Origin of the sequence: Nonomuraea wenchangensis (assembly GCF_900111685.1) — a bacterium.
GTDB classification, from domain to species: domain Bacteria; phylum Actinomycetota; class Actinomycetes; order Streptosporangiales; family Streptosporangiaceae; genus Nonomuraea; species Nonomuraea wenchangensis.
Map to the genome: position 1 here is coordinate 265,178 of NZ_FOHX01000006.1, position 26,263 is coordinate 291,440.

14 protein-coding genes and 1 pseudogene are annotated in these 26,263 nt (G+C 73.3%); 6 read left to right on the top strand and 9 right to left on the bottom strand.

Annotated features, from left to right (window positions below; genetic code table 11):
* Positions 1–3: 3 nt before the first annotated feature.
* Positions 4–201: a helix-turn-helix domain-containing protein gene (locus BMW85_RS20305; RefSeq protein ID WP_091083496.1), complete on the bottom strand. Its 198-nt coding sequence runs from the start codon at positions 199–201 to the stop codon at positions 4–6.
* Complete coding sequence (locus BMW85_RS20310) at positions 188–532, bottom strand: response regulator transcription factor (protein WP_143082344.1); 345 nt, start codon at positions 530–532, stop codon at positions 188–190. The genes BMW85_RS20305 and BMW85_RS20310 overlap by 14 nt, the downstream gene beginning before the upstream one ends.
* A 355-nt stretch (positions 533–887) precedes the next feature.
* Here BMW85_RS20310 and BMW85_RS20315 point away from each other — a divergent pair, with 355 nt between their 5' ends.
* Together BMW85_RS20315 and BMW85_RS20320 are read left to right on the top strand one after the other, a co-directional pair.
* A complete protein-coding gene (locus BMW85_RS20315; RefSeq protein ID WP_091083500.1) occupies positions 888–1,181 on the top strand; it encodes a hypothetical protein in 294 nt (97 codons plus the stop codon).
* A 62-nt stretch (positions 1,182–1,243) separates the two neighbouring features.
* Positions 1,244–2,110 (top strand): hypothetical protein, encoded by an 867-nt coding sequence (locus BMW85_RS20320; protein ID WP_091083503.1) that lies wholly within the window; start codon positions 1,244–1,246, stop codon positions 2,108–2,110.
* 3 nt (positions 2,111–2,113) lie between these two features.
* Here the strand turns inward: BMW85_RS20320 and BMW85_RS20325 are convergent, their stop codons facing one another.
* Positions 2,114–2,776, bottom strand: coding sequence for an adenylate kinase family protein (locus tag BMW85_RS20325; RefSeq protein WP_091083504.1), 663 nt, complete (start codon positions 2,774–2,776; stop codon positions 2,114–2,116).
* 111 nt (positions 2,777–2,887) lie between these two features.
* Between BMW85_RS20325 and BMW85_RS20330 the strand changes: the two genes are divergently transcribed.
* On the top strand, positions 2,888–4,135 hold the full coding sequence (locus tag BMW85_RS20330; RefSeq protein ID WP_091083507.1) for a C39 family peptidase: 1,248 nt from the start codon (positions 2,888–2,890) through the stop codon (positions 4,133–4,135).
* Between the two features lie 116 nt (positions 4,136–4,251).
* The gene (locus tag BMW85_RS20335; RefSeq protein WP_143082345.1) at positions 4,252–8,841 is read left to right on the top strand and encodes a caspase, EACC1-associated type; all 4,590 of its coding nucleotides are present in this window, start codon (positions 4,252–4,254) and stop codon (positions 8,839–8,841) included.
* Between the two features lie 3 nt (positions 8,842–8,844).
* Here BMW85_RS20335 and BMW85_RS20340 read toward each other — a convergent pair whose 3' ends face one another.
* Entirely contained in the window at positions 8,845–11,769 is a 2,925-nt protein-coding gene (locus tag BMW85_RS20340) for an endo-1,4-beta-xylanase (RefSeq protein ID WP_177240778.1), read from the bottom strand.
* 194 nt (positions 11,770–11,963) lie between these two features.
* Here BMW85_RS20340 and BMW85_RS51235 point away from each other — a divergent pair, with 194 nt between their 5' ends.
* Complete coding sequence (locus BMW85_RS51235; protein WP_177240779.1) at positions 11,964–14,219, top strand: pectinesterase family protein; 2,256 nt, start codon at positions 11,964–11,966, stop codon at positions 14,217–14,219.
* 47 nt (positions 14,220–14,266) lie between these two features.
* On the opposite strand, the gene BMW85_RS20350 is transcribed toward BMW85_RS51235, so the two are convergent.
* The 5 genes and pseudogenes from BMW85_RS20350 to BMW85_RS51980 all read right to left on the bottom strand — a co-directional run.
* The gene (locus BMW85_RS20350; protein WP_218155863.1) at positions 14,267–17,500 is read right to left on the bottom strand and encodes a galactose-binding domain-containing protein; all 3,234 of its coding nucleotides are present in this window, start codon (positions 17,498–17,500) and stop codon (positions 14,267–14,269) included.
* Positions 17,497–18,888, bottom strand: a complete 1,392-nt coding sequence (locus BMW85_RS20355; RefSeq protein WP_091083519.1) for a glycoside hydrolase family 43 protein — start codon at positions 18,886–18,888, stop codon at positions 17,497–17,499. Before BMW85_RS20355 ends, BMW85_RS20350 begins: the two co-directional genes overlap by 4 nt.
* A gap of 190 nt (positions 18,889–19,078) precedes the next feature.
* Positions 19,079–21,751: a formate dehydrogenase subunit alpha gene (gene fdhF, locus BMW85_RS20360; protein ID WP_091084087.1), complete on the bottom strand. Its 2,673-nt coding sequence runs from the start codon at positions 21,749–21,751 to the stop codon at positions 19,079–19,081.
* On the bottom strand, positions 21,748–23,025 hold the full coding sequence (locus BMW85_RS20365; RefSeq protein ID WP_342743429.1) for an NADH-ubiquinone oxidoreductase-F iron-sulfur binding region domain-containing protein: 1,278 nt from the start codon (positions 23,023–23,025) through the stop codon (positions 21,748–21,750). Before BMW85_RS20365 ends, fdhF begins: the two co-directional genes overlap by 4 nt.
* A 21-nt stretch (positions 23,026–23,046) precedes the next feature.
* Positions 23,047–23,364: pseudogene (locus BMW85_RS51980) on the bottom strand (NAD(P)H-dependent oxidoreductase subunit E); the annotation flags it as partial.
* A gap of 247 nt (positions 23,365–23,611) precedes the next feature.
* Here BMW85_RS51980 and mgtA point away from each other — a divergent pair.
* Positions 23,612–26,260, top strand: a complete 2,649-nt coding sequence (gene mgtA, locus BMW85_RS20370; protein WP_245774953.1) for a magnesium-translocating P-type ATPase — start codon at positions 23,612–23,614, stop codon at positions 26,258–26,260.
* Positions 26,261–26,263 lie beyond the last annotated feature (3 nt).

Sequence of the window (26,263 nt, forward strand, 5' to 3'; positions counted from 1 at the left end):
GTCTCAGCGCCGGGTGCCGCGGAGTCCGTCCTCGGCGTCCTCATGGGGACCGGTCACGACGGCGAGCCAGCCCCGTTCCTGGGCGCGGACGATCGCCTGGATGCGTGTAGCGACACCTATCTCCCGGTAGAGCGCTTGGAGGAGCCGGAACATCGCGCGTTCGGAGTAGCCGGCCCGGTCGGCGAGGTCAGCAACCGTCACGCCCTCGGCGAGCTGTCTCAGCCACGAGAGCTGTTGCGGGCTGAGCGTCTCCGGGGCTCGTCTCGACCCGGTGCGCCCCGGTGGCGAGCGCGGTGACCACGTCCGCCGGCAGCACCGCCTGCCCGTCGAATGTCGCCTCCACCGTGCGCCGCAGCACGGCCGCAGTCACCTCGCGCGGCAGCACGGACCGGGCGCCGGCGCGCACCGCTCGCGTCCCAAGCACGACGGACTGCTCTGCGATGAGCGCGATCACCCCGTGCCCGCCACCTGCGTCGCGCAACTGTCCGAGCAGCTCCCAGTCCTGCTCGCGTACGAGGGTCAACAGAACCACGCCACGATGCTCCTGGCGCACCCATGCCAGCACGTCGGCTGGGGACTCGACCAGATGACCCGCCGTGGACAGGACGGCACCGACCCCCTGGCGATACATAGGCAGAGGGTCGACAACCGCGACATGGACGGCCACCGGTGGCAGGATGTCCCTTCTCCACGACTACAGCGGCAGCCTGCGGGCAGCCGATGCAAACGGGCTTCAGCCTAGATATCAGGATCGCCAGGTGCCCAGGAGCGCTGAGCGGATCGGGCAGGCTCCTGCGGCCCGTCGTCATGAGCCCGCCAAGGACCGTTCATGGACCTGCGGCGCGAAACCTTCCTAGCGTCGAAGCCACCTACGCCAGGAGGCTCTGATGGACAGGGGTAACTCCACGCCGTTCTATGTGATCTTCACCGACGACTCGCACGCCTTCGGGGCGTTGCGGCCCACCGAGACGCGCGGTTTGGTCTGGGAGCGCGAGCGGCTGGCCATCCTGGAGCAGGCCAGGAAGCACCCCAACTGGGCTCCGCTGGACATCAGGAAGGAGCTCATGCGATCCGAGCGCGAGATGGTCCGCCAGCTCGGAGGCGAGTTGCTGCTGCGCCTGATCGAGGTGGTCATCGGCAAGAAGGGTCCCGGCACCGCGAGCAGGGTCCCTCTTCCCTGAAGCCCGGTGATCGTAACAGCTTCCCGCGGGCATGGGGAGCGGTTGAGTGGCATCGTGGGCGTATGAAGAGGGATCTGGTCCGGGGTGGTGGGGTCGGGCTGGTGGTCGGGGCCTTGGTCGGGTATCCGGTGTCGCGGCTGTATCTCGCGGACATCGAGGCGTACACCGTCCTGCCCCTGCTGGTCGTGGCCGTCGCCGTGGCTGTGCCCGTGGGGGTGTTGTTGGCCTTATGGCTGGGGATCACCCGGCCGGTCCGTAGCGCGTTGCTCGCGGTCGTGTTGCTGGTGGTGGCGAAGAATGCGGTGGGGCTGGTCGTGGCGGGTCCGGGTCCTCGGCTGGCGTTCGCCGGGTTCGTTGTGCTGGCGATCGTGAGTTGTGCGGGTGGCGCGGCGTTGGCCGGGACGGCGGCGCTCATGCCGCGGGTCGTCGCGGCCGTGGTGGTGTGCGGGTGTGTGGTCACGACGGCGACGGTCGAGCAGCGGCGTACGGAGGCGTGGGAGCGGCGGCTGCGGGCGGACACCGTCGCCGCCTACGAGAAGTCCCTGCCGCTGGTGGTGCCCGAGGTGGTGCCGGGGCGGGTGCTGGTTCAGGTGTGGACCATTGACGATGACGTTTTGGCGCTCGACTATGCCCAGGATCGGCGGAGCGAGGCCGATGTGTTCGTGCGGATCAGCGCCGGTGGGGATCCGCGGAAGGCGTGTGCGGCTTGGGAGCGGGACTTCGGGGCCTGCGAGCGGGCGGCGGCGGATCGATGGATGACGGAGAAGGGGGCGAACGGCAGGCAGGTGCTGTTCGCCGGGGTGGACGGGCGGTTGGTCGAGGTCGACTCGGCGGCGCTCGGTCCTGATGAGGCCCTGGTCGTCGCGAGCGGGCTGCGGGCGGTCAGTGCGGAGTATCTGGTCGATTTCGAGCTTCCGCGCGGCGGGTGAGCGTCAATCGGTGGCAGGGGGCGGCTCGTACGGGGGGAGGTTGAAGCGGGTGCGGATGGCCTGCTGGACGGTCGTCTTGTCGGCGCGGGCGTCCACCGTCATGACGTACTCCTTGCGCCGGAACAGCTCCAGCACCGGGTCGGTCTTGTCGTGGTAGTCGCGCAGCCGGCGCGCCAGCGCGTCCGGGGTGTCGTCCGCGCGGGTGACCAGTTCGCCGCCGCACACGTCGCAGCGGCCCTCGACCTCGGGCCGGTGGGCGATGAGGTTGTAGTCCATGCCGCAGCGGGAGCAGAGCCGGCGGGCGAGCACGCGGCGGCGTACCTCGTCGTCGGGCAGGTCGAGGTGGATGACGCCGTCGATGTCGTAGCTCTCCAGGAAGAACTCCGCCTGCCGGCGGTTGCGCGGGAAGCCGTCGATGACGAAGCCGAAGTTCCAGTCGTGGAGCTGGAGCCGGTCGCGTACGACGGACTCCACCAGGTCGTCCCCCACCAGCTCGCCGGCCGCGACCAGGCGGCGGACCTGGGCGCCTAGCTTGGTGTGGTTCTTGACGTGCCAGCGGAAGATGTCGCCGACGCTGATGTGCGTCAGGTCGAGGTCGCCCGCCAGCAACGCGCTCTGGGTGCCTTTGCCGCTGCCCTGCACGCCCATGATCACGTACTTGCGCATGGCTCATGACCCTACGCGGCGGTGCGGGGCGATACGTAGATTTCCGGATGACCGGGGGGCGGCGCGTGCCTAGTCTCGGGCGGACCGTACGCCTCGCTAGAAGGTGGGCACATGCGCGCGCTGACCGTGGTCCTGTCGTCCCTCCTCGTGGTGACGACCTTCGCCCCGCCCGCGACCGCGAAACCGGCCGCGGCCGGCCAGGCCGACGTCGTCTTCCAGCGGGCCGACTTCACCGCCGGCACGGCCGAGGGCACGGCGGCAGGCGCCGGGCTGTCGTTCGTCTCGCCCGCCGGCACCACCTCCTACACCGACGCCCTCGGCACCAGGACCTGGGAGTACGCCCGCTGGACCGGCCCCGAGCGGGCCATTGGCTTCCCCGCCACCGAGCTGATCGCGTCCTGGACCGCCGACCTGCCGCCGGGGAGCTGGCTCCAGGTCGAGGCCCGCGCCAGGAACGCCGAGGGGCTGACGAAGTGGTACTCCCTCGGCCGCTGGGCCTACGCCGAGGGCGACATCCGCCGTACGTCGGTGTCGGGCCAGGGCGACGACGACGCCACGGTGGCCGTGGACACGCTGGTCGCGGCGGCGGGCAAGCAGATGAGCGGCTACCAGCTGCGGCTGACGCTCTACCGGACGCCGGGCTCGTCGCTCACGCCGCGGGTGCGTACGTCCGGGGCGATGGCCTCCAACGTGCCCCAGCGCAAGACCGTGCCGGTGAGCCCCGGCGGCGGCGCGTGGGGCGTCGAGCTGGCCGTGCCGCGCCGCTCCCAGAACGTCCACGTCGGCCACTACCCCGAATGGGACGGCGGCGGCGAGGCGTGGTGCAGCCCGACGTCCACCACGATGGTGCTGGGCTACTGGGGCAAATGGCCGAGCGCGCAGGACACCGCGTGGGTGGACCCGTCCGACCCCGACCCCGAGGTCGACTACGCGGCCCGTTACACCTACGACCACGCCTACCAGGGCGCCGGCAACTGGCCGTTCAACACCGCCTACGCCGGCCGCTACGGCATGGACGGCTTCGTCACCCGGCTGCGTTCGCTGACCGAGCTGGAACGGCTGGTCAAGGCGGGGGTGCCGGTCATCACCTCGCAGTCGTTCAAGAAGAGCGAGCTGCCCGGCGCCGGCTACGGCACCAACGGCCACCTCATGGTGATCGTCGGCTTCACCGCGAACGGCGACGTCATCGCCAACGACCCGGCCTCCTCCAGCAACGCCGCGGTGCGGCGCGTCTACCCGCGCGCCGACTTCGAGAACGTCTGGCTGCGCAGCTCCAGCAGCGGCGGCATCGCGTACGTCATCCACCCGGCGGACCACGCCCTGCCCGCCACGACGCCGGGGCTGCCCGCCAACTGGTGAGCGGCCGGTCCGGGAGGCAGAGGGGTCCGTCCTCCGGGCCCCTCGACGCCGGCCGGAGACTTCCGTACCCTTACAGCCCTCAGTGGCCACCCCGACTGCCCGCCGTGGAGCTCCGGATGACAGAGGACGATTCGGCGATTTCGGAGAGAACCCGCGTGGTCCGCTCCCGATGGAACGGTCCACCGCTGCTGTTCGCCGCCGACGGGGCGAGGGCCGTGGTGGCGGGCACCGGGGCGCACCAGCCGGCCTCGCGGCTGCCCGTGGCCCCCGCCGTTCCCGCCACGGTGGGCGACCTCGGCCGGTGCCTGGTCGAGCGGGCCGGGCTCGCGCCCGCCCACCTCACCGTGCTGGTCGACCCCGCCACCCCGACCGTCCTCGGCGAGGCGCTGGAGCGGGCGGCGCGGGAGGCCACGTCGGTCCTGCTGTTCCACTACTCCGGGCACGGGGTCTTCACCCCGGACGGCGAGCTGCACCTGGCCACGCGTGCCACCGTCGACCTCGCGCAGGGCGTGCCCGGTCATCAGGCGCTGCCCTTCGGCGTGGTACGGCAGATGCTGGCCGGGTCGGCGGCCGAGCTGGCCGTCGTGGTGCTCGACTGCTGCTTCACCGGGGGCGGCCGGCCGGTGCCCGCCAGGGCGATGGACCGGGTGTTCGAGGGGATGGGCCGGGCGTACGTGCTGGCCTCGGCGAGCAGGGACGTGAACGGCTGGGCGCTGCCGGGCGTACGGCACACCGCGCTCGGCGGGGCGCTGCTGCGGCTGCTGAGCGACGGCGACCCCGACGGGCCGGCCGCCTTCACCCTGGATCAGGTTCATCATCGGCTGGCTCGTGCGTTGCCCGCCGCGGGGTTTCCCCGGCCGCGCCGGGCCGTGGCGGGGAACGCGGCGAACGCGGGCGCCTCTGCTCTGCTCGCTCCCAACCCGGCCCACCGGCCCGCGCCGGCGGTGCCCGTGCCCGCTGCTGCCGCTGCCGCCGCCGGTGAGGTGACGGGTCCGTATCGGGGGCTGGCGGCCTACGGGGTGGAGCACGCCGAGCTGTTCCGCGGGCGCGAGGCGCTGGTCCGGGCGCTGACCGAGCGCGTATGCGGCGCGGGTGGTGATGGGGAGGGCGGGCTCGTCGTGGTCACCGGGCCGCCCGGGTGCGGCAAGTCGTCGGTGTTGCGGGCGGGGCTGGTCCCGGCGTTCCGTACGTCGCGAGGCGAGGGGCCGGCGGGCGTCGTCGTGCTCGCGCCGGGCGCCGACCCGCTCGGCGCGCTGGCCCGCGAGCTGGCCGCGCTCGGCGGCGGCGATCCGGTACGGCTGCGCGCGGTCATCGAGTCCGATCCGGGAGCGGCGGCGCGCGCTCTGCCGTCCGGGCCGGTGCTGGTGGTCGTGGACCCGTTCGAGGAGGTGTTCACCGAGTGCGCCGAGCCGGCCGCGCGGCGGCGGTTCGTGGCGGCGCTGGGTGAGCTGGCGCGGGCGGCGGCCGTGGTGGTCTCGGTGCGGAGCGAGCACTTCGGGGCGTGCGCGGCCCACCCGGAGCTGGTGGCGGCGCTGCGGCGGCCCGAGGTCGTGCCGCCGCCGGGCGAGGCCGAGCTGCGCTCCATGATCGAGGAGCCGGCGGCGCGCTGCGGGCTCCGGCTGGAGGCCGGGCTGGCGGACCTGGTGCTGGAGGAGCTGCGGGCGTACGAGCCCGAGCTGGAGCGGTCGGGCGGCGCGCTGCCGCTGCTGTCCCACGCCCTGCTCGCGACCTGGGAACGGCGCTCCGGGAACGTGCTCGCCATGGCCGACTACCGGGCGACCGGCGGGGTCGCGGGAGCCGTCGCGGCGAGCGCGGAGGAGGCGCTGCGGGCGCTCGGGCCGGAGTTCGAGGCGATGGCGCGCGAGCTGCTGCTGCGCATGGTGCGTACGGACGGGGCCGCCGGCCCCGCCGGGCGCCGGGTGCCCCTCGCCACGCTGACCGATGGCGGGTCTGGGGAGGCGGCTTCCGTACGGGCGCAGGTGCTCGCCGGGCTGGCCCGCTCGCGCCTGGTCACGGTGCACGACGGGGAGGCGGGGCTGGTGCACGACGCGCTCATCCGCGCCTGGCCCCGGCTCGGCGGGTGGGTGGACGCCGAGCGCGCCGCCACGCTCGTCCGGGGGCGGCTCGCCGAGGACGCGCGGCGCTGGGAACGCGAGGGCCGCGACCCCGGCCAGCTGTACGCCGACACGCGCCTCGCCGCCGCCATCGCCCTCACCGGCACCCCACTCCGGCCCGCCCAGCCCTCATTGGCCGGCACCGCACAGGGGCGGGCAGGTGACGGCGGGGCGCTGCCCGCCGTGGGGTCGATGACGGTGCACGGCAAGCTGGTCGCCGCCGGTCGGCGCCCGGCCCGGCGTCTCCCGCTCACGCGCTCCGGCGCGGGTGGCCCGGATGCGGCGGGTGAGGGGCTGTCGGGGGTTGAGCGGGCGTTTCTCATGGCGTCCGGGCGGCGGCAGCGTCGTCGTGCGTCGATCGGCCGGGTCGTGACAGCCGCGCTCGCCGTTCTCGTGCTGGCCGCGGCCACCGGTGCGGTGCTGCAGTGGCGGGCGGCGGGGCAGGCGGCGCGGCAGGAGCGGCAGGTCGCCGCGGAGCGGGACGCGGCGCTGTCCCGGCAGGTCGCCGCCTCCGCCGCAGCCCTGCCGGACGCGGCGCCGGCCGCGCAGCTCGCGCTCGCCGCCTACCGCCTCTCCGCCACCCCCGAGGCGAGGGGCGCGCTGCTCGGCGCGTTGTCGCGGCCGATCCCGTCGCGGCTGCTCGGCCACTCGGGCCCGGTGGAGCGGGTGGTGTACCGCCCGGACGGTCAGGTGCTGGCCACGGTCTCCGGTGACCGCACGGCCCGCCTGTGGAACGTCGCCGATCCCTTGCGTCCCAAGAGCGCGGGCGTCGTCACGGGCCACACGGCGGGCCTGACGGGGGCGGCGTTCAGCCCGGAGGGGAAGGTGCTGGCGACGTCCTCCGCCGACGGCACCGCCCGCCTGTGGGACGTCGCCGGCCCCGCGAGCCCGAAGCCGCTGGGGACGCTCAAGGGTCACGAGGGGCCGGTGCTGTCCGTCGCGGCGGCCCCCAAGGGCGGCCTGCTCGCCACCGCGGGCGCGGACCGGACGGTCCGACTGTGGGACGTCGCCGCCCCCGCCTTCCCCAAGGCGGTCGCCGTGCTGAGGCAGCCGAGCGAGCCCGCCGACGTGGCCTTCAGCCCGGACGGCCGCATGGTCGCCGTCACCTCCGCGACCGGGGTCACGCTGCTCGACGTGCTGACGCCCGCCACTCCGACGACTCTGGCCGCGTTCGCGTCCCCGGACGGCGGCGCGGTGCGCAGTGTCGCCTTCAGTCCCGACGGCCGGAGCCTCGCCGCCGGGGCGGCCACGGGCGCGCTGCACCTGTGGAACATCGCGGCGGCCAAGCTGACCGGCACCGCCGCCGGGGCCGGCGTCGCCGTGGAGGACGTGGCGTTCAGCCCGGACGGGAACGTCCTCGCCGCGGCCTCCGCCGACGGGGCCGTCCGTCTGTGGGACGTGGCGACACCCGGAGAGCCGCAGCCCGCCGCGGTCCTCACCGCGCCAGGCGGTGCGGCGGGGGTCGCGTTCAGCCCGGACGGGCGGACGCTGGCGGCGGCCGGCGGCGACGGCGTGGCCCGGCTGTGGAACGTCGCCGACCCGGCCCGCGTCGCCGCCCGCGCCCGCCTGGGCCGTCACACCGCGCGGGTGAACGCCGTGGCCGTCGCCAAGGGCGGCGGCACCCTCGCCACCGTCTCCGACGACAAGACCGTGAAACTTTGGGACATCGGCGACCCGGCCGCCGCGACGCCCGTCTCCACGCTGCGCGGCCACACCGGCGCCGTGGAGGACGTGGCGTTCAGCCCGGACGACCGGTACGTGGTCTCGGCCGCGCTCGACGGCACGGCCCGCCTGTGGGAGGTGGCGCGGCCGGCGAACCCGAAGTTCGTCGCGACGATGCAGGGACCGGCGTCGGGAATGCGATCGGTGGCGTACGCCCCGGGAGGCAAGCTGGTGGCGGCGATCGGCGGCGACGGCCGGACGCAGCTCTGGGACGTGTCCACCCCGGCCGCCCCGCGGCGGGTCGCGACGCCGGGCGCGGCGGACGGCCGGCTGGACGCGCTCGCGTTCCGCCCGGACGGGAAGGTGCTGGCGACCGGTTCAGGCACCGCGTCCGTACGCCTGTGGGAGGTGTCGAAGCCGGCCGCGCCGCGCCTGCTCGCCGACCTGGCCGCGCAGCCGGGCGGCGTGCTCGGCCTGCGGTTCGCCCCCGACGGCCGGACTCTCGCGACGACCGGCGCGGACGGCGCCGCCGCCCTGTGGGACGTCGCCGCCCCGGAGCGGCCGAAGCGGCTGGCGCTGCTGCGCGGGCACACCGGCCCGGTGACGGCGGCGGCGTTCGGCGCGGACGGCCGCACGCTGGTGACCGCCTCCCGCGACCGTACGCTCCGGGTGTGGAACGTGGCCGACCGCGCCCGCCCGTCCCTGTGGGCGGTGCTGGCGGGTCCCGAGCCGGTGGACGACGTGGCGGTGACCCCGGACGGCGTCACGCTGGCCGCCACGTCGGGCGCGGCGGTCCAGCTCTGGGGCCTGGACACCGAGCAGGCCGCCGCCACGGTGTGCGAGCGCGCGGGCGCGGCGATCACCCGGGAGGAGTGGGCGCAGTACGTCCCCGGCCGCCCCTACGCCCTCCCCTGCCCGGCCACCGGTTAGGGCTCAGGCCAGCCGCAGCACCCCCCAGTGGCTGGTGTCGAGGTAGCCGCGGCCGGTGGCGTCGTTCCAGGTGACGGCGGCGGTGCGGGCCGCGCCGGTGGCGTCGTTGACCTGCATGTCGAAGCCGAGCAGGGCGCCCGGCTTCAGCGTCGCGGTGGGCAGCGCGACGGCGGCCTCGACGACGTAGCCGCCGGGCACGGTGCGGGTCACGGCCTTGAGGTTGTCCTTGACGCCGGCCGCGTCGAAGGTGCCGCCGACGGTGAGCCGGCCGGAGAAGCTGATCCGGTACTGCCCGTCGTCGTCGGTGTAGCCCTTGGTCTTGCCGTTGCCGGGGTCGACGAAGATCTCGACGGAGTCCTGCTCCCAGGCGTTCGGCGACTCCTCGCTGAGGGTGGGGTCGGTGACCTGGGCGAGCACGTACAGCGTGGAGCCGCTCCACAGCGACCGGACGGTGGCGGTCGCCCCTGAGGTGCCCTGGATCCAGGTGCCGGTGCGGATCTCGGGCGCGGCCCGCCAGGCCGGGTCCACGACGCCGTCGAGGACGGGCGCGCGGTGGGCGGCGGTGGTGAGCTTCACGGCGGGCGCGGGGGTGACCTTCCCGGTCCATGAGACGGCGGTGCCGCCGTCGCGTACGGTGACGTCCACGTCCGTGCCCTTGGGGACCAGGGCCTCGACGCGGTAGCCGGTGGGGGTCGGCCGGACGGCGGCCTTGGGCCCGCCCAGCCGGGTGACGGTCCGGGCGACGCCGTTCACGGTGAACGTCACCCGGTCGGCGGCGGAGACGCTGCGGTCGGCGACCTCGGCGAGCACGTACATGCCGGCGGCCGTGGTGCGGGCCTGGAAGCCGGCCGACACCTCGCCCACGCGCGCGATGGGGGCGTCGGGCAGCAGGTCCCACTGCTGGTCGCGCTTGCCGTCGAGGACCACCTCGCCGGCCGGCGCCTCCAGGCGGCGCACCCGGGGCGGCAGTTTCGACGGGTCGGCCACGCCCCAGTAGGCGGGCTTGGCCTGCAACTCCCTGTCGAACAGCAGCGGCGCGTCGAGCCGGGTGATCGGCCAGGTGTTGAGCCAGCTCACGTCGTCGGACTCGCCCCAGACGGTGACGGAGCTGAGGTGCGCGGCCTGCCTCCGGAAGACGTCGAACAGCTCCTTGTAGCGGTGGCCCTGCTCGGCGATCAGCTCGTCGGGGATGGTGGGGTAGGAGGAGACGAAGTCGGTGTAGACGCTGACGTCGAGCTCGGTGACCTGCTGCTCGACGCCGAGGCCGGCGAAGCGCTCGATGGTGTCCTCGACGGAGGAGGCGGGCGGCTGCTCGATGTTGAGATGGAGCTGGTGTCCGACGCCGTGGATCGGCACGCCCTCGGCCTTGAGCCGCTTGACCAGCGCGTACAGGGCCTCGCGTTTGCGTGGGAACTCGGTGTTGTAGTCGTTGATGAACAGTTTCGCGGCCGGGTCGGCCTCGTGGGCGACGCGGAAGGCGGTGCGGATGAAGTCGAGGCCGGTGATCTCGTACCAGGGCGAGCGGCGCAGGCCGTCGGGCTGGTTCTCGTCCACGACCTCGTTGACGACGTCCCAGACCGCGATCCTGCCCTTGTAGCGGGTGACGAGCGTGCGGACGTGGTTCTCCAGGCGGGTGAGCAGGGTTCGCTTGTCGGCGCCCTCGAACACCCAGGCCGGGGTCTGGCTGTGCCAGGCGAGGGTGTGGCCGCGGATCGTCATGCCGTGCCGCTCGCCGAAGGCCACGAGGTCGTCGGCGTCGCCGAAGGCGTACTCGCCCTCGCGGGGCTCGGTGGCGTCCCACTTCAGCTCGTTGCCGGGGGTGATGCCGCTGAAGTGCCTGGCCAGCAGCTCGCCGTGGACGCCGAAGGTGTCGGGGCGGGTGAGCGCGGAGCCCATGGTGAAGGGCACGCGGTCCTTCAGCGCCGGGATGTCGGTCTGGATCGGCTTGGGCGCGACGTAGGTCATCGCGAAGTCGTCGAGGTGGAAGGGGAAGGTGCCGGCCTCGGACTCGACGTACACGCTGAGGAAGTCCACGTCGCGCGAGAGCGTGTACGTCCCCGCGAGCCGCACCCACTCCCCCGCCGGCACGTCCGTGGGCGGCACGATTTGCTCGTAGCTGGGGGTGCCGGCGGTGCGCCGCTCGATCGACAGCCCGAGCCGGCCGGAGTCCACGCCGGCGCCGAGCCTGACCCACACCGACAGCTGGTACTGGTCGCCCTTGCCGAGGCGGCCGAGCACGTTGAGCGCCGGCCCGTCCCAGGAGGCGGAGCGGCCGGTGACGGCGAGGCCGCGGGCGCCGCCGTGGGCGGCCTCGGTGGTCGCGGCGAGGGTGGCGGAGGCGCGCGGCGACCAGTCCTGCGTGGTGCCGTCCTCGAAGTCGGCGGCGACCGGCTCGCGGGTGGGGTCGCCCTGCGGGGCGAGCACGACGTCGTCGAGGTGGTAGCGGCCGGTGGGGTCGTCGCTCTCGGCGTAGAGCTGCAGGTCGGTGGAGTCGGCGGTGAACAGGTAGGTGCCGGCCAGGCGAACCCACGTCCCGTCCGTGACGGTGCCGGCGGCGACCCGCTCGTACGTGGTCTCGCCCCCCGCCGGGGTGCGCTGCACGGTGAGCGCGATCGTCGCGGCGGGCTGCCCGGCGGCGAGCCGGACGTGGGCGCTCACCCGGTAGGTGACGCCTTTGACGAACGGCGCGGCGAGCGAGGCCCCGTGCCAGTTCGCGGTGCGGCCGGTGACGAGCAGCGAGGCGGCGCCGCCGTGGGCGGCCTCGGTCGTGACGGCCACGGAGACGCCGTCGCCGCGCGGGCTCCAGCCCTGCGTGGTGCCGTCCTCGAAGTCGTAGACGTGATCGGCGGCGGCCCGCGCGGGCAGCGCGGTCGAGAGGGACAGCACGGGCAGGAGAAAGGCCACCAGGGCCCGGAGGAGGGTGCGCACGGTGCTCCTGAAAGTTTCAGAAATCTCCCGATAATTAGCAGGCGGACTGTAGAGCCGGACGGCAGGGCGGTCAACACTCCTGCAACCGCTTGTTGCAGAAAACATGCAGTTTTACTGCATCCATTGACGGGTCAGCGGCGTTACGCGAACGTTTCATGCAACCGATTGCCGCACCACCCTCTGCGAGGTTGCGCATGCGACTTCTGTTACTCCTCCCCCTCTTGCTGACCCTCACCGCCACGCCCGCCGAAGCCCAGGCTCAGGGACGGGCCACGATCGTGGTCGCCGCTGACGGCACCGGCGACCACACCACCGTGCAGGCCGCGGTCGACGCCGTCCCCTCGGGCAACACCCGCCCGGTCACGATCCGGGTCCGCAAGGGCACCTACCGGCAGCAGGTGGTCATCCCGCCCGACAAGCCGTACATCTCCCTCGTCGGGGACACGCGCGACGCCCGCGAGGTGGTGCTGACCTTCGACGTCTCCGCGGCCACGCCGAAGCCGGACGGCTCGGGCCCGTACGGCACCTCGGGCAGCGCGTCGTACGTGATCGGCGCCCCGGACTTCACCGCCCGCAACCTCACCTTCGAGAACTCCTACGACGAGGCCGCGAACGGCCCCAGCCAGGCCGTCGCCGTCCGCACCACCGGCGACCGCCAGGTCTACGAGAACGTACGTTTCCTCGGCAACCAGGACACCCTCTACGCCAACACGGCCTCCGCCACCACGACCGCCCGCCAGTACTTCCGCGACTGCCACGTGGAGGGCGACGTCGACTTCATCTTCGGCCGCGCCACCGCCGTCTTCGACAACTGCGTGATCAGGTCGCTCGACCGGGGCAGCGCCGACAACAACGGCTACGTCACCGCCGCCAGCACCGAGGTCGCCAACCCCTACGGCTTCCTCATTTACCGTAGCCACCTGGTCAGCGACGCCCCGGCGCGCAGCGTGCACCTCGGCCGCCCCTGGCCGGCCGGCGGCTCGGCGACCGCGCGCGGCCAGGTGCTGGTACGCGAGTCGTGGCTGGGCCAGCACGTCAAGGACGCCCCCTGGACCGACATGTCCGGGCTGAGCTGGCGGGACGCCCGGCTGTCGGAGTACCGCAACGAGGGCCCCGGCGCGTCGGCCGGCGCGGACCGGCCGACCCTCACGCCCGCGCAGGCCGCCGCCTTCACCCCGGAGCGGTACCTCGCGGGCGCGGACGGCTGGAACCCGGTGCGCCGCACGCCGCCGCGCCCCGATCCGCGCGACCTGGGCCGCCAGGTGCCGCCCGCGAACGACGGCTGGGCCGCGGCGACCACGGGCACCACCGGCGGCTCGGCCGCCCGCCCCGAGAACGTGCACGTGGTCACCACCCGCGCCCAGCTCAAGGCCGCGCTCGGCGACCCGGCCGACAACACGCCGCGCATCGTCTACGTCAAGGGCGCCATCGACGCCGACACCGACGACTCCGGCCGCCCGCTGACCTGCGCCGACTACGCCGTGGACGGCTACAGCCTCGCCGCCTACCTCGCCGCCTACGACCCCGCGGTGTGGGGCAGGACGAGCGTGCCGTCCGGCCCGCTGGAGGAGGCGCGCAAGGCGTCGTACGCGAAGATGGCCGAGCACGTCACCGTCACGATCGGCTCCAACGTCACCCTGGTCGGCCTGGGCCGCGACGCCGCGCTGAAGAGCTTCGGCCTGCGGATCAGCGGCGCCGACAACGTCATCGTCCGCAACCTCACCATCACCGACACCTCCGACTGCTTCCCGCAGTGGGACCCGACCGACGGCGCGGAGGGCAACTGGAACGCCTCGTTCGACAACGTCGAGGTCTCCGGCTCCACGCACGTCTGGCTGGACCACAACACGCTGAACGACGGCGACAACCCCGACTCGGGCCAGCCGTCGTACTTCGGCCGGCCGTACCAGGTGCACGACGGGCTGCTCGACGTCGTGCGCGGCTCGAACTTCGTGACGCTGTCCTGGAACCACCTGAGCGGCCACGACAAGGTCATGCTGATCGGCAACACCGACAACCCTGCGCGCTACGCCGAGGAGGACAAGCTCAAGGTCACCCTGCACCACAACTACTTCGAGGGCCTCGGGCAGCGCACGCCCCGGGTGCGCTTCGGGCAGGTGCACGTCTACAACAACTACGTCACCGGCGGGCCCGGCCACGTCTACAGCATCGGCGTGGGCGTCGGCTCGCGGGTGTACGCCGAGGCCAACGCCTTCGACGGCGTCCCGGCGGCGAAGGTGCTGACCGTCTTCGGCGGCACGGCGATCACCGCGCGGGACAACCTCGTGGACGGCCGGCCTGCGGACCTGGTGGCGGCCTACAACGCGGCCACCGGGGGCGCGCTCGGCGCCGACGCCGGCTGGACGCCCGCCCTGGTCGGCCGGAAGCATCCGGCCAGGGCGCTCAAGGCGCTGGTGCCGGCCGGCGCGGGCGCGGGACGGCACCTGTAGGAGCCGGAGGGCCCGCCGGTCGGCGGGCCCTCGTCGATCAGGCGGGCTCAGGGCCCGTACGCCTTCACCTCCAGGAGCCCGACGCTGCTGGAGCCGTTGCCCGTGAGCAGCACCCGCAGCCGCGTGGTGCCGGTCGCGGTGAAGGTCACGTTGTTGTAGGCGTTCTTGGTCAGCGTGTACGCCGACGCGCCGGGCACGTCCACGTACGCGCTGCCGTTCCAGTACTGCAGCTTCCACGACGCCGGCATGTCGATGCCCTGGTCGTCGTCGAAGAAGTACACCTCGGCCCGGTTGAGCGTGCGCGAGGAGGACCAGGTCAGGTCCACCCACTGCTGCCCGGTCTCCGGCCAGCAGCCCCAGCGCGGGTTCACGGTGTCGTTCGACGAGGGCGGGTCGATCCCGTCGTTGACCGCGGCCACGCTCTCCCAGGAGGAGGTGTAGGACGCGCTCGCCGTGGCGGAGGTCGCCAGGTTGGCCGGCGGCTGCACGCCGCCCCTGTTGTGCACCTTGATCTCGGTGAGGCCGGTCCGCGCGCCGGAGGCGGCCGTGGCCAGCACCCGCACCCGCTGCGCGGTGACGGCGGGGAACTGCACCACGTTGTAGTTGGCGCGCGGCGTGGCCGGGTTCTTCGCCTGGGAGGGCACGCTCACCCAGGCGCTGCCGTTGTGGTACTGGATGTCGTAGGAGGCCGGCGCCCGGTAGGTGGCGCTGGCCGGGCGGCTGTCCTTGAAGTAGAGCCGCACCTCGTTGAGGGTGCGGGCGGTGCCGAAGTTGAGCTCGTACCAGTCCTGGCCCGCGGTGGTGCCGCCCCAGAACGGCTCGTTGATGGGGTATCCGTCCACGGCGCCGGCCGTGGTGCTGCCGGAGGCGGTGGTGGAGGCCGTGGCGGTGGCGCCGGCGGCGAGGTTGGCGAGGTCGGCGGTCAGGTCGACGCCGGCCTTGGCGAGCAGGTCGACCATGCGGGCGCTGGTCTGGCTGACCTGGGCGGGCGCCTGCAGTCCCGACACGGCGACGTTGTAGGAGACGGTGCCGGAGGTGGTGACGGCCCCGGTGGCCGGGTCCCAGGTGAACGGCACCAGCGACGACACGGTGGCGACGCGGCTGCCGTTGATGAAGATCGAGTAGCCCTGGGGCACGCCCGGGTAGCGGACGATCCCGTCGGCCGGGTCGTCCCAGACGATGGTCAGGTCGGCGTTGCGGTAGCGCAGGTTGTTGACGGTGAAGTGGGACCAACCGATGTTGATCGGCGACAGCTCCACCTTGGCGTCGTTGCGCGGGCGCAGGCCGGCGACGTCCTCGATCACGGTCCAGTTGCTGCTGCCCAGGATGTTGTGGTGGATCCAGGAGCGGTAGGTGATGGACGAGCCGTTCCAGTCGGCCCAGAACTCGTTGGCGTCGGGCCACTGGGTGTTGCCGCCGACGTACTGGGCCCAGGCGTTCCAGTAGAGCAGCTTCTTGTACCAGGTCGGGTCGATCCACTCGTTGGGGTAGTTGCGCAGCACCGAGGAGAGCAGGCGGAACTGCACGGTCGAGTTGATCGTGGAGAAGTTGTTGCTGCCGGTCCCGGAGGCCGCCTTGTCGGCCTGGTTCGCGGTGTAGAAGGGGAAGATCGGGTACTGCGCCGGATCGTTGAACAGGCGCAGCGCCTGCTTGTACGTCGCCGTGTTCGGGATCGCGCCGACCGCGAACGGGTAGTAGTTGTTGATCTCCTTCCACGGCACCCACTCGTTCGTGGACTTCAGCCGGTGCTCGAACAGCTGCCGGCTCGGGTTCCACAGCACGCCGACGATGGCGTTCTGGATCTGGGTGGCGAGGTTGCGCATCTCGGTGGCCTTGGCCGTGTTGCCGATGGCCTCGTACGCCTGCGCGGCGGCGAGGGCCCCGCTGTACTGGTAGGCGGACTCGGCGCGGTCCATGCGGCCGGGCTTCCAGTGGAAGGAGACGGCGTCGGCGTCGTTGCCGGTGAGCGCGCCCCAGTCGTACTCGATGAGCTTGTTGTTGTCGGTGTCGTAGTAGGAGAGCTGGCCCTTGACGTCCTGCTCGGCGTAGCGGGCGAGGTTGGCGGCGATGCCGGGCTGGCCGCCGTGGATCTGGTAGCTCTTCCAGGCGGCCTCGGCGATGTACTGGGTGTAGCTGTTGGACCAGTTCTCGGGGTCGCCGGGGTTGTCGAGGAAGCGGCCGTTCTTGGAGGTCTGGCCGACGCTGAGCCAGTCGCCGTAGGCGTAGGCCGGGTCACGCAGGTACTTCAGGTCGTCGATGTGCATCGGCTGGGTCAGCGCGATGGCGTTGTTGTAGCCGAGCACGCCCTCCATCGACGTCGGGAACTGGAAGGTCTGGCCGGGGATGTCCGCGTCGAGGTGGTTGTAGCGCATCAGCCACCAGCGGTAGTAGACGTTCTTCTTGATGCCGGGCTCGGGCACGTCGATGTAGGGGATGTTCTCGGCCCACCAGCGGTTGTACGCGCGCACGTGCGTGGCGAACGCGGTGGCGGGCGTGTAGCCGGCGTAGGCGTCGTACTCGGTGCGCGAGGCCGGGATCTCGTTGGTGACGAAGCCCATCACGACCTTGACGGTCACGGTGGCGCCGGCCGCGACGGTGACCGAGCGGTTGAGCCCGCCGCTGGAGACCGTGAAGCCGTCACCGGTGAGCCTCGGGTAGAGCGTGGTGAGGTTGTTGTAGGCGTTGACCTGGCCGGTCAGCTCGCTGCCGCTGCCCGTGGTCGCGTACGGCGAGGTGGCGCGGAGCTGCAGCGTGGTCGAGGCGGAGCCGCCGTTGGTGATGGCGAGGTTGGCGACGGCCACGTTGTTGTCGGTGATGAACTTGGTCTGGTCGATCGTCACCGACCCGGAGGTGTGCCGGCTCTTCCAGTGGCTCGGCGCCTGCCAGCGGGAGCTCACCTGCTCGGTGAACGTGCCAGGAGTGACGGCCACGGTGAACGCATTGGCGTTGCTGATGCTCTCCCAGTACGCCACCTGCCCCGCGAAGCCGAGCGTGCCGGGCGTGTGCGTCTTCATGAACAGCGCCCGGCCGCGCGTCATCAGCCAGGTGCCGGCCGGGTCGTTGCCGGGGCGGGCGAGCAGCCGGTCCATCCAGAAGTCGGTGCCGGAGCTCTCGGCGTCGTAGATGGCCCGCATCGTGTTGCCGGTCGTGTACGTGCCCGGCGGAGCCGGGACGGCCGGGCCGCTGAAGGCCGGATAGCCGATGGTCTGGTCGGCGTTGGCCGGGGCGCCCGCCACGACCAGGCCCGCGACCAGCAGAAGGGCGGTCAGGACACGTCTCACGAGAAGGCCCTCCATTCGAGGACGCCGGTCGAGTAGCCGGTGCGCGAGGTGATGTTGAGTCGGAGCCTGGTGGTGCTGATCGAGGGGAAGGTGGTGGCGTTGAAGGTGTTCGCGGCCACGCCGCAGCCCGACTGGCCGGGGACGTCGGCGTAGGCGCTGCCGGTCCAGTACTGCACCCGGCAGGAGGCGGGCAGGTCGATGCCCTGGTCGTCGTCGAACCAGTAGACCTCGGAGCGGGAGACCGTCTGGGCGGTGGGCCAGCGGTACTCGATCCACTCGGTGCCCTGGTGGTTCCAGTTGCCGTAGGCGCCGTGGCCGCGGTCGGCGGAGTTCGCCGGGGTGTAGCCGTCGTTGACCGCGGCCAGCGTCTCCCACGGGGAGACGTACGAGGTGGAGGCGGTGGCGCTCGCGGCGAGGTTGCCCGGGGTGACCGGGCCGCCGGTCTGCACGACCTTCTGCATGGTGCCGTCGGCGTTGAAGTACAGCTTGTCGATGGTCACCGAGCGGCGGAAGTTGCCGCCGCCGGGGCTGGAGGCGTTGTGGTAGACCATGTACCACTGGCCCTTGAACTCGATGATGGCCGGGTGGTTGGTGGTGGAGCTGACCTGGTCGAGCACGACGCCGCGGTGCGTCCACGGGCCGAGCGGGTTGCTCGCGGTCGCGTAGCGGATGCAGGCGTAGCCGGGCGCGGAGCAGGCCGAGTCGTTGGCGGCGTAGGCGAGGTAGTAGACGCCGTTGCGCTTGAACATCCAGGGGGCCTCCCAGAAGTTCGTCACGCCGCTCGGGGTGATGACCGAGCCGTTGAGCGAGGTCATGTTGCTGGTGAGGCGGGCGGCGCGCAGGCCGTAGTAGGAGCCCCAGTACATGTAGACCTGGCCGTCGTCGTCGGTGAAGACGGTGGGGTCGATGTTGAGCGGCGAGGAGTTGGGGGTGCTGTCGCTGACCAGCGGGCCGCCCTTGGCGTCGCGGAAGGGGCCGAGCGGGGTGTCGCCGACGGCGACGCCGATGTCCATCCAGCCGGCGCCGTTGCCGTTGACGGGGACGTACCAGTAGTACTTGCCGTCCGCGCCGCGCTCGACCTCGCCGGCCCAGGCGTCGGCGCCGGCCCAGGAGAAGTTGGAGATGGCCAGCTTGGCGCCCTGGTCGGTGAAGGTGGCGGCGTCGGAGGAGGTGAAGACGTGCCAGTCGCGCATGACGAAGTTGGTGCCGCCGGTCGGGGCCTCGTCGTGGCCGGTGTAGAGGTACAGGGTGTCGCCGACGACCAGCGCGGCCGGGTCGGCCGTGTAGATCGCGGTGGTGATCGGCGCGCCCGCGAGCGCGGGGGGCGCGGTGCCGAGGAGGAGGAGCAGGAGTGCCGCGGCGAGGGCCGCCGCCCGTCGTCGTCTCATGGGGGGTGTGCTCCCTTTTCTGTTAACGCTAACATCTACTCCGAGCGGACCTAAAAGGTTTTCGGGAAGGTAAACCGGGCGACGGCGGGCTGTCAATGCACCACTGCTACGGCTTGCATACGCTCTCACCTGGCGCTCCGTGGACGCACGGCCACTGATCAGCGAGCGAACGTCTTGTTACGATTCGATCTCACCGAAAAGGCTTTCGGAGACGGACGGCGGTGACTTTGTACTCGGGGCACGAGGTGACGGTGTCCGCGTGGCTGGAGATCAGGGCGTTGACCCGGCTCGCCGCGAAGTGGAAGGCGCAGAAGACCTGGCCGCGCAGGACCTCCTCGGTGACCCGCGCCGTCAGCGTGGCCTGCCCGTGGCGGCTCTCCACCAGCACCGGGTCACCGTCACCGAGGCCCGCGCGGGCCGCGTCGGCGGGGTGCAGGTCGAGATGGTCCGTCGGGTCGATCTCGACGGCGCCGCTCCGCCGGGTCATGGTGCCCGAGTTGTAGTGCGCCCAGCGGCGGCCGGTGACGAGGATCAGCGGATAGTCGTCGTCGGCGGCCTCGCCAGGCGGCAGGTAGGGACGGGCGGCCAGCCGCGCCAGCCCGTCGGCCGTGGCGAAGCGGTCCTGGTAGAGCCGGCTCACCCCGGGCCGGCCGGCCTCCGGGCACGGCCAGGGCACGGCTCCCTCCCGGTCCAGCCGCTCGTGCGAGATGCCGGCGAAGACGGGCGCCACCCGCCCGCACTCCGCCAGCGCCGCGGCGGGCGTCGGGCAGCCCAGGTCCGCCCCGAGCGCCGCGGCGACCGCGTGCACGATGGCGAAGTCGGCGCGGGCCTCGCCGGGCGGCGCGAGCGCGGGGCGTACGCGCTGGAAGCGCCGGTCGAAGTTGACGAAGGTGCCGTCCTTCTCCAGCCACGAGGCGGCCGGCAGCACCACGTCTGCGCGGCGGGCCGTCTCGGAGAGGAAGAGCTCCTGGCTGATGACGAGCGGGCAGGACTCCAGCGCCTCGACGACCCGGTTGGCGTCGGGGTCCGTGGTGGCCACGTCCTCCCCGACGATCCACAACACCCGCAGGTCCCCCGCGCGTGCCGCCGCGAACATCTCCGGGATGCGCAGCCCGTCGTGCTCGGGCAGCCGGACGCCCCACACCTGCTCGGCCCTGCCGCGCGCGACCGGGTCACGGACCTTGCCGTAGCCGGGCAGCAGGTCGGGCAGCGCGCCCATGTCGGAGGCGCCCTGGACGTTGTTCTGGCCGCGCAGCGGGTTCACGCCGAACCCGCGCCCGGTGCCGACCGCGCCGCGCAGGATCGCCAGGTTCGCCAGCGTCCGTACGCCGTCGGTGCCGTGCAGGTGCTCGGTCACGCCGAGCCCGTACAGGATCGCCGGGCGCTCGGCCCGCCCGTAGAGCCGCGCGGCGGCGACCAGGTCCGCCTCGGGCACCCCCGTGATCGCGGCCACCCGGCCCGGCGGATGATCGTCGAGGACCGCGGCCAGCTCGGGCAGCCCGGCCGCGCGACTCCGCAGGAAGTCCTCGTCGATCAGGCCCTCGGCCAGCAGGACGTGCGCGAGCCCGTTGAACAGGGCGACGTTCGTTCCCGGCCGGGGTCTCAGGTGCACGTCGGCGTGGCGGGCGAGGCCGACGGCGCGGGGGTCCGCGACGACCAGCCGGGCGCCGCCCAGCACCTGACGGAGCAGCCGCGCGCCGACCACCGGGTGCGCCTCGGCGGGGTTGGCGCCCACCACGAGCAGGCAGTCGGCCCGCTCCACGTCCTCGAAGGCGTCCGTGCCCCCCGCCAGGCCGAACGTGGCGGTGAGCCCGGCGGCCGACGGCGAATGGCAGAGGCGCGAGCAGTTGTCGACGTTGTTGGTGCCGACGACCGCCCGCATGAGCTTCTGGAGGAGGTAGTTCTCCTCGTTGGTCGAACGGGCCGAGGAGATCGCCGCCACCGAGCCAGGCCCCGCCTCGCCGACGGCGGCGCGGATGCCGCGGGCGATGTGCGCGAGCGCCTCCTCCCAACTGACCGGCTCCAGGCGGCCGGAGCTCCCGCGCAGCAGCGGCCGGGTGAGCCGGTCGCCGGCGCGCAGGAAGCCGTGGGCGAATCGGCCTTTGACGCAGGCGTGGCCGCGGTTGACCGGCCCGTCGCCGGCCGGCCGTACCGCGGCGACCTCGCCGTCGCGGGTGAGCACGTCCAGGGCGCAGCCGACGCCGCAGTACCCGCAGGTCGTGCGGGTACGGGTGAGCGGGCCCAGCCAGGACCCCGGCGGCAGTCCGGGCTCGGTGAGCGCGTCCGTCGGGCAGGTGTCCACGCAGCCCCCGCAGGAGACGCAGTCGGAGTCAGCCCAGAGGCCGCCGGTGCCCGGCGCGACCACGGTCTCCGATCCCCGTCCGGTCAGCGTGAGCGCGAAGGTGCCCTGGACCTCGGCGCACATGCGTACGCACCGGCCGCAGGCGATGCAGAGGTCCCGGTCGAGCCGGACGAACGGATGGCTGTCGTCCCTGCCCCTCCCCGCGCCGCCTCCGGCGCTCTCCTGGCCGATGCCGAGCTCCCGGCAGGTCCTGGCCAGTTCGCCGTCGCCCTCCAGCGCGTACGGCGGAAGCACCGACACGATCAGCTCCACGGCGTCCCGGCGCAGGCCGCGCAGCTCCTCCCCCTCGACGGTCACCTCGACCCCGTCGGCCGCCGGGGTGACGCAGGCCGCCACGACGTGCCCGTCCACCCGCACCGAACAGGCCCGGCAGGAGCCGACGGGCGTCAGCCGGTCGTCATGGCAGAGCGTGGGCACGCCGAGACCGGCCGCGCGTACGGCCGACAGCAGCGACGCCCCGGCGGGGACGTCCACCGGCCGGCCGTCCACGGTCACCCTCATCCGCCCCACCCCCGCAGCCGCTCCCCGTAGGCGCGGACCAGGCTGCGCACCGCGTACGGCAGCCGGCGGCCGAACGCGCACAGGCTGGCCTCGCCCATCACCCGCAGCATGCGGGCATGGGCGGCGTCAGGAGGAACCCCGGAGCGCGCCCGCTCCAGCCCCCGCCGCGAACCGACCCGGCAGGGCGAGCAGGCGCCGCAGCTCTCGGCCGCCGCGAACTCCCACACATGCCTGAGCACGTCCAGCGGCTCGATCCGGCCGTCCACGGCGACCAGCCCGGCGTGGCCGAGCGCCGCGCCGTGCGCCGCCAGATCCCGTTCGGTGAGCGGGACGTCCAGATCCGCCTCTCCGAGGAACCCGCCCAGCGGGCCGCCCACCTGCAGGACCTCCAGCTCGGCCCCGTCCCGCAGCCCGCCGCCCAGCTCGGTGACGATCCGCCGGATCGGGGTGCCGAGCTCGACCTCGTGACAGCCGGGACGGGCGAACCGTTCGGACAGGCAGACCAGCTTGGTGCCGGTCTCCCCAGGCGTGCCGCGGCGGGCGTAGGCGGCGGCGCCACGGCTGAGGATCCACGGCACGGCGGCCAGCGTCTCCACGTTGTTGACCACGGTCGGGGCGTCCCACAGCCCCCGGTCCGTGGGGTACGGAGGCCGGGCCCGCGCGCAGCCGCGGCCGCCCTCCAGCTCGGCGATCAGCGCCGTCTCCTCGCCGGCGACGTACGAGCCCGCCCCCGCCACCACCCCGATCTCCAGGCCGGCGTCGCCGCCGTGCGGACGGTGGCCGAGATGCCCGTCCGCGCGGGCCCGCTCCACCGCCTCCCGCATCCGTGCCAGGGCCCGCGGATACTCCGAGCGCACCAGCACCAGGCCGCGACGCGCCCCGCAGGCGAAGCAGGCCAGCGCCAGCCCCGCGAGCACCCGCGCGGGATCTTCCTCCATGAGCAGCCGGTCGGCGTAGGAGCCCGGGTCTCCCTCGTCGCCGTTGGCGATCACCACGGTGTCCGGCGAGCCGCCCGCCGCCGCCCACTTGGCCGCCACGGGGAACCCGGCCCCGCCCCGGCCGCGCAGCCCGGAGGCCGCCACCTCCGATCGGACCGCCTCAGGGGTACGCCGGCTCACGGTCTCCGCCCAGATCCGCCACGGGTCCTCGTCGCCCAGGACGCCGGCGAGCACCACCGGGTCGCCCGTGGCGTCGGCCACCGGGATGGGCGGCGCCTGCGGCCGGGCGCGCCCGGCGAGCTGGTCGGCGACGTCCGGCCCCGCGCAGGGCGTCACGCCGTCCAGCGCGGCCGGCCCTCCGTAGCAGTAACCGAGACAGCGGACGGTCCGCAGGGACACGCCGGGGTCCGGATCGCGGTCGTCGTCGGCGGTGACGCCGAGCGCGCTCTCGACGGCGGGCAGGTGCCGGCCCGCCTGGGCCGCGAAGCAGGCCGTAGCGGTGCAGACCCGCACCTGGCGGCGCCCGTGCGGGGTCGCCAGGTCGGCGAAGTAGGTGGCGGGCCCGAGCCCGGCGGACGCGGGCAGCCCGAACTGGCGGGCGACCTCGGGCGCCCACCTCGCGGGCGGTCCCGGGTGCTCGGCGGCAGCGGCGGCCAGCGCGTCGAGCAGCCGGTCGCCCGGCCGTCCGCGCCGTTCGGCGAGGGCGCGGAACGCATCAAAAGGGTGGCTTCACGGATTGTGCATGCCCGTTTCCCTTATATCGGACACCCGAGACAGGGTCATGCGCGCCGAGGGCAAGAGTTTCCTCCGCCGCGGGTCTCGTGCCTGCGCCCCCGGGAAGGCTCCTCGGGCAGGACCAGACGGGAGGCGACGGTGAGACACGATCGGGCCGGTCGGCGATGAACCGCCTCCGGCAGGTGACGTGACCGGCGAGGATGCGCTGGAGGTCGGGACCGCTGCGGCGCTGCCGGTCGAGGAGGTGCTGGCCCGGCTGGGCGGCACGACCGGCGGCCTGAGCCAGGCGGAGGCCGAGCGCCGCCTGGCCACGGTGGGGCCCAATGCGCTGCGCACCCACCGGGCCCGCCGCCTCGCGGTGCTGGCCCGCCAGTTGCGCTCGCCCCTGCTGGTCCTGCTCGCCGTCACCGCGGCCGCGTCGTTCTTCCTCGGGGAACGGTCGGACGCCCTCATCATCGGGGTCATCCTGGCGGCCTCGGTCGGGCTCGGGTTCGTCAACGAGTACCGCGCGGAGAAGGCCGCCGAGTCGCTGCACTCCCAGATCCGGCACCGCTGCCTGGTGCGGCGCGACGGCCGGCCCCGCCTCGTCGACGTGACCTCCCTGGTCCCGGGCGACCTCGTGGAGCTGCGGCTGGGCGACATCGTGCCGGCCGACCTGCGGCTGGTGTCCGTGGCGGAGCTGGAGTGCGACGAATCGGTGCTGACCGGCGAGTCGATGCCCGTCGCCAAGAACTCCCAGGCCGTGAGCGCCGGTGCCGCACTGGCCGACCTGCACGACTGCGCACTGATGGGCAGCGTGGTGCACGCCGGGTCCGGGACCGGCGTCGTCGTCGCGACGGCGGGACGGACGGAGTTCGGGCGGATCGCGCTCCAGCTCGGCGAACGCCATCCGGAGACCGAGTTCCAGATCGGGCTGCGCAGGTTCTCCATGCTGCTGGTAAGGGTCGCCGCTGCGCTCACCGCCGGCATCTTCGTCATCAACCTCGTCCTGCACCGCCCGGTCCTCGACGCGCTGCTGTTCTCCCTGGCGATCGCCGTCGGCATCTCCCCCCAGCTGCTGCCCGCCGTCGTCTCGACCAGCCTGGCGGCCGGCACCCGGCGCCTGGCCCAGCACCGAGTGCTGGTCAAACGCCTGGTCTGCATCGAGGACCTGGGTGACATCGAGGTGCTGTTCACCGACAAGACCGGAACCCTCACCGAGGGGCGGATCAGCTTCATGCGCTCGCTCGGCCCGGACGGGCGGCCTTCCGACGACGTGCTCGAACTCGGCCTGCTGTGCAACGAGGCCACCGCCCCCGACGACGGGCACGGCCGCGTCGTGGGCGGAAATCCCCTGGACGTCGCCCTCTGGGAGGCGCCCGCCGCCGGCGCCCTGCGGACGGCGCCGGCCCGCTACCGGCGGCTCGCCCTCGTGCCCTTCGACCACGAGCGGCGTACGGCGTCCGTGCTGGTCGAGGACGACGGCGGCCACCGGATGATCGTCACCAAAGGCGCTCCCGAGGCCGTGCTGGAGCGCAGCTCCCCCATCGGCGACCAGGCGAAGGCGGCGCTCGAGGCCGAGTTCGCGGCGGGCAACCGCGTGGTGGCGGTGGCCACCCGGCCGCTGAGCGGAGAAGACGCCCGGCGCACGACGCTCACCCCGGCCGACGAGCACGACCTCACCTTCCGCGGCCTCCTGGTCTTCCTCGACCCGCCCAAGGCCGGCGCGCCGCACGCGCTGGAACGCCTCACCGGCCTCGGCGTCACCGTCAAGGTCCTCACCGGCGACAACCCCACGGTCGCCGCCAAGCTCTGCGCCGACCTCGGCCTGCCGGGCGGGCGGGTGCTGACCGGCCAGGACGTCGAGGCGGCCGACGACGCCCACCTGGCCGCGCTCATCGAGCGGAGCACCGTCTTCGCCCGCGTCACCCCCGAGCACAAGGCGCGCATCGTGCGCGTCCAGCGGCGCGGCGGCCTGGACGTGGCCTTCCTCGGCGACGGCGTCAACGACGTGCTCGCGCTGCACGCCGCCGACGTGGGCATCTCCGTCGAGACGGCCACCGACGTCGCCAAGGACGCCGCCGACGTGCTGCTGCTGGAGAAGGACCTCGACATCCTGGCCGACGGCGTCATCCAGGGCCGCCGGATCTTCGGCAACACCATGAAGTACGTGCTGATGGGCACCTCCAGCAACTTCGGCAACATGTTCTCGGCCGCCGCGGCCTCGGCGTTCCTGCCCTTCCTGCCGATGCTGCCCTCCCAGATCCTGCTCAACAACCTGCTCTACGACTCCAGCCAGCTCGCCATCCCCACCGACAGCGTGGACCCCGAGCGGCTGCGGCGGCCCTCCCGGTGGGACGTGCGGCTGATCCGGCGGTTCATGCTGTTCTTCGGCCCGATCAGCTCGCTGTTCGACTTCGCCACCTTCGCGGTCATGCTGGGTCTCTTCCATGCCGGACCGCCGCTGTTCCGTACCGGCTGGTTCGTCGAGTCCCTCGCCACTCAGGTCCTGGTGATCTTCGCGATCCGCACCAGGCGGGTGCCCTTCTTCCGCAGCCGGCCCAGCCTCCCGCTGCTGCTGGCCGCCCTGGGCGTGGTCGCCGTCGGCGCGCTCATCCCCGCCGCGCCGTTCGCCGCCGCCCTGGGCTTCCGGCCGCTGCCCGCGCCGTTCTTCCTCGTGCTCGCCCTGCTGGTGGCCGCCTATCTCGTGCTCATCGAGCTCGGCAAGCTCTGGTTCTACCGGGGCGTGCCCCTGGCCCCCGCCGGGCGTGAGCGTACGCCCGGCCATGCCGCGCACCGCAGGGCCCACCGCTTCACCACCTCGGCCGCCCTCCCGGCGGAAGGGCGGCGCAGGTGACGC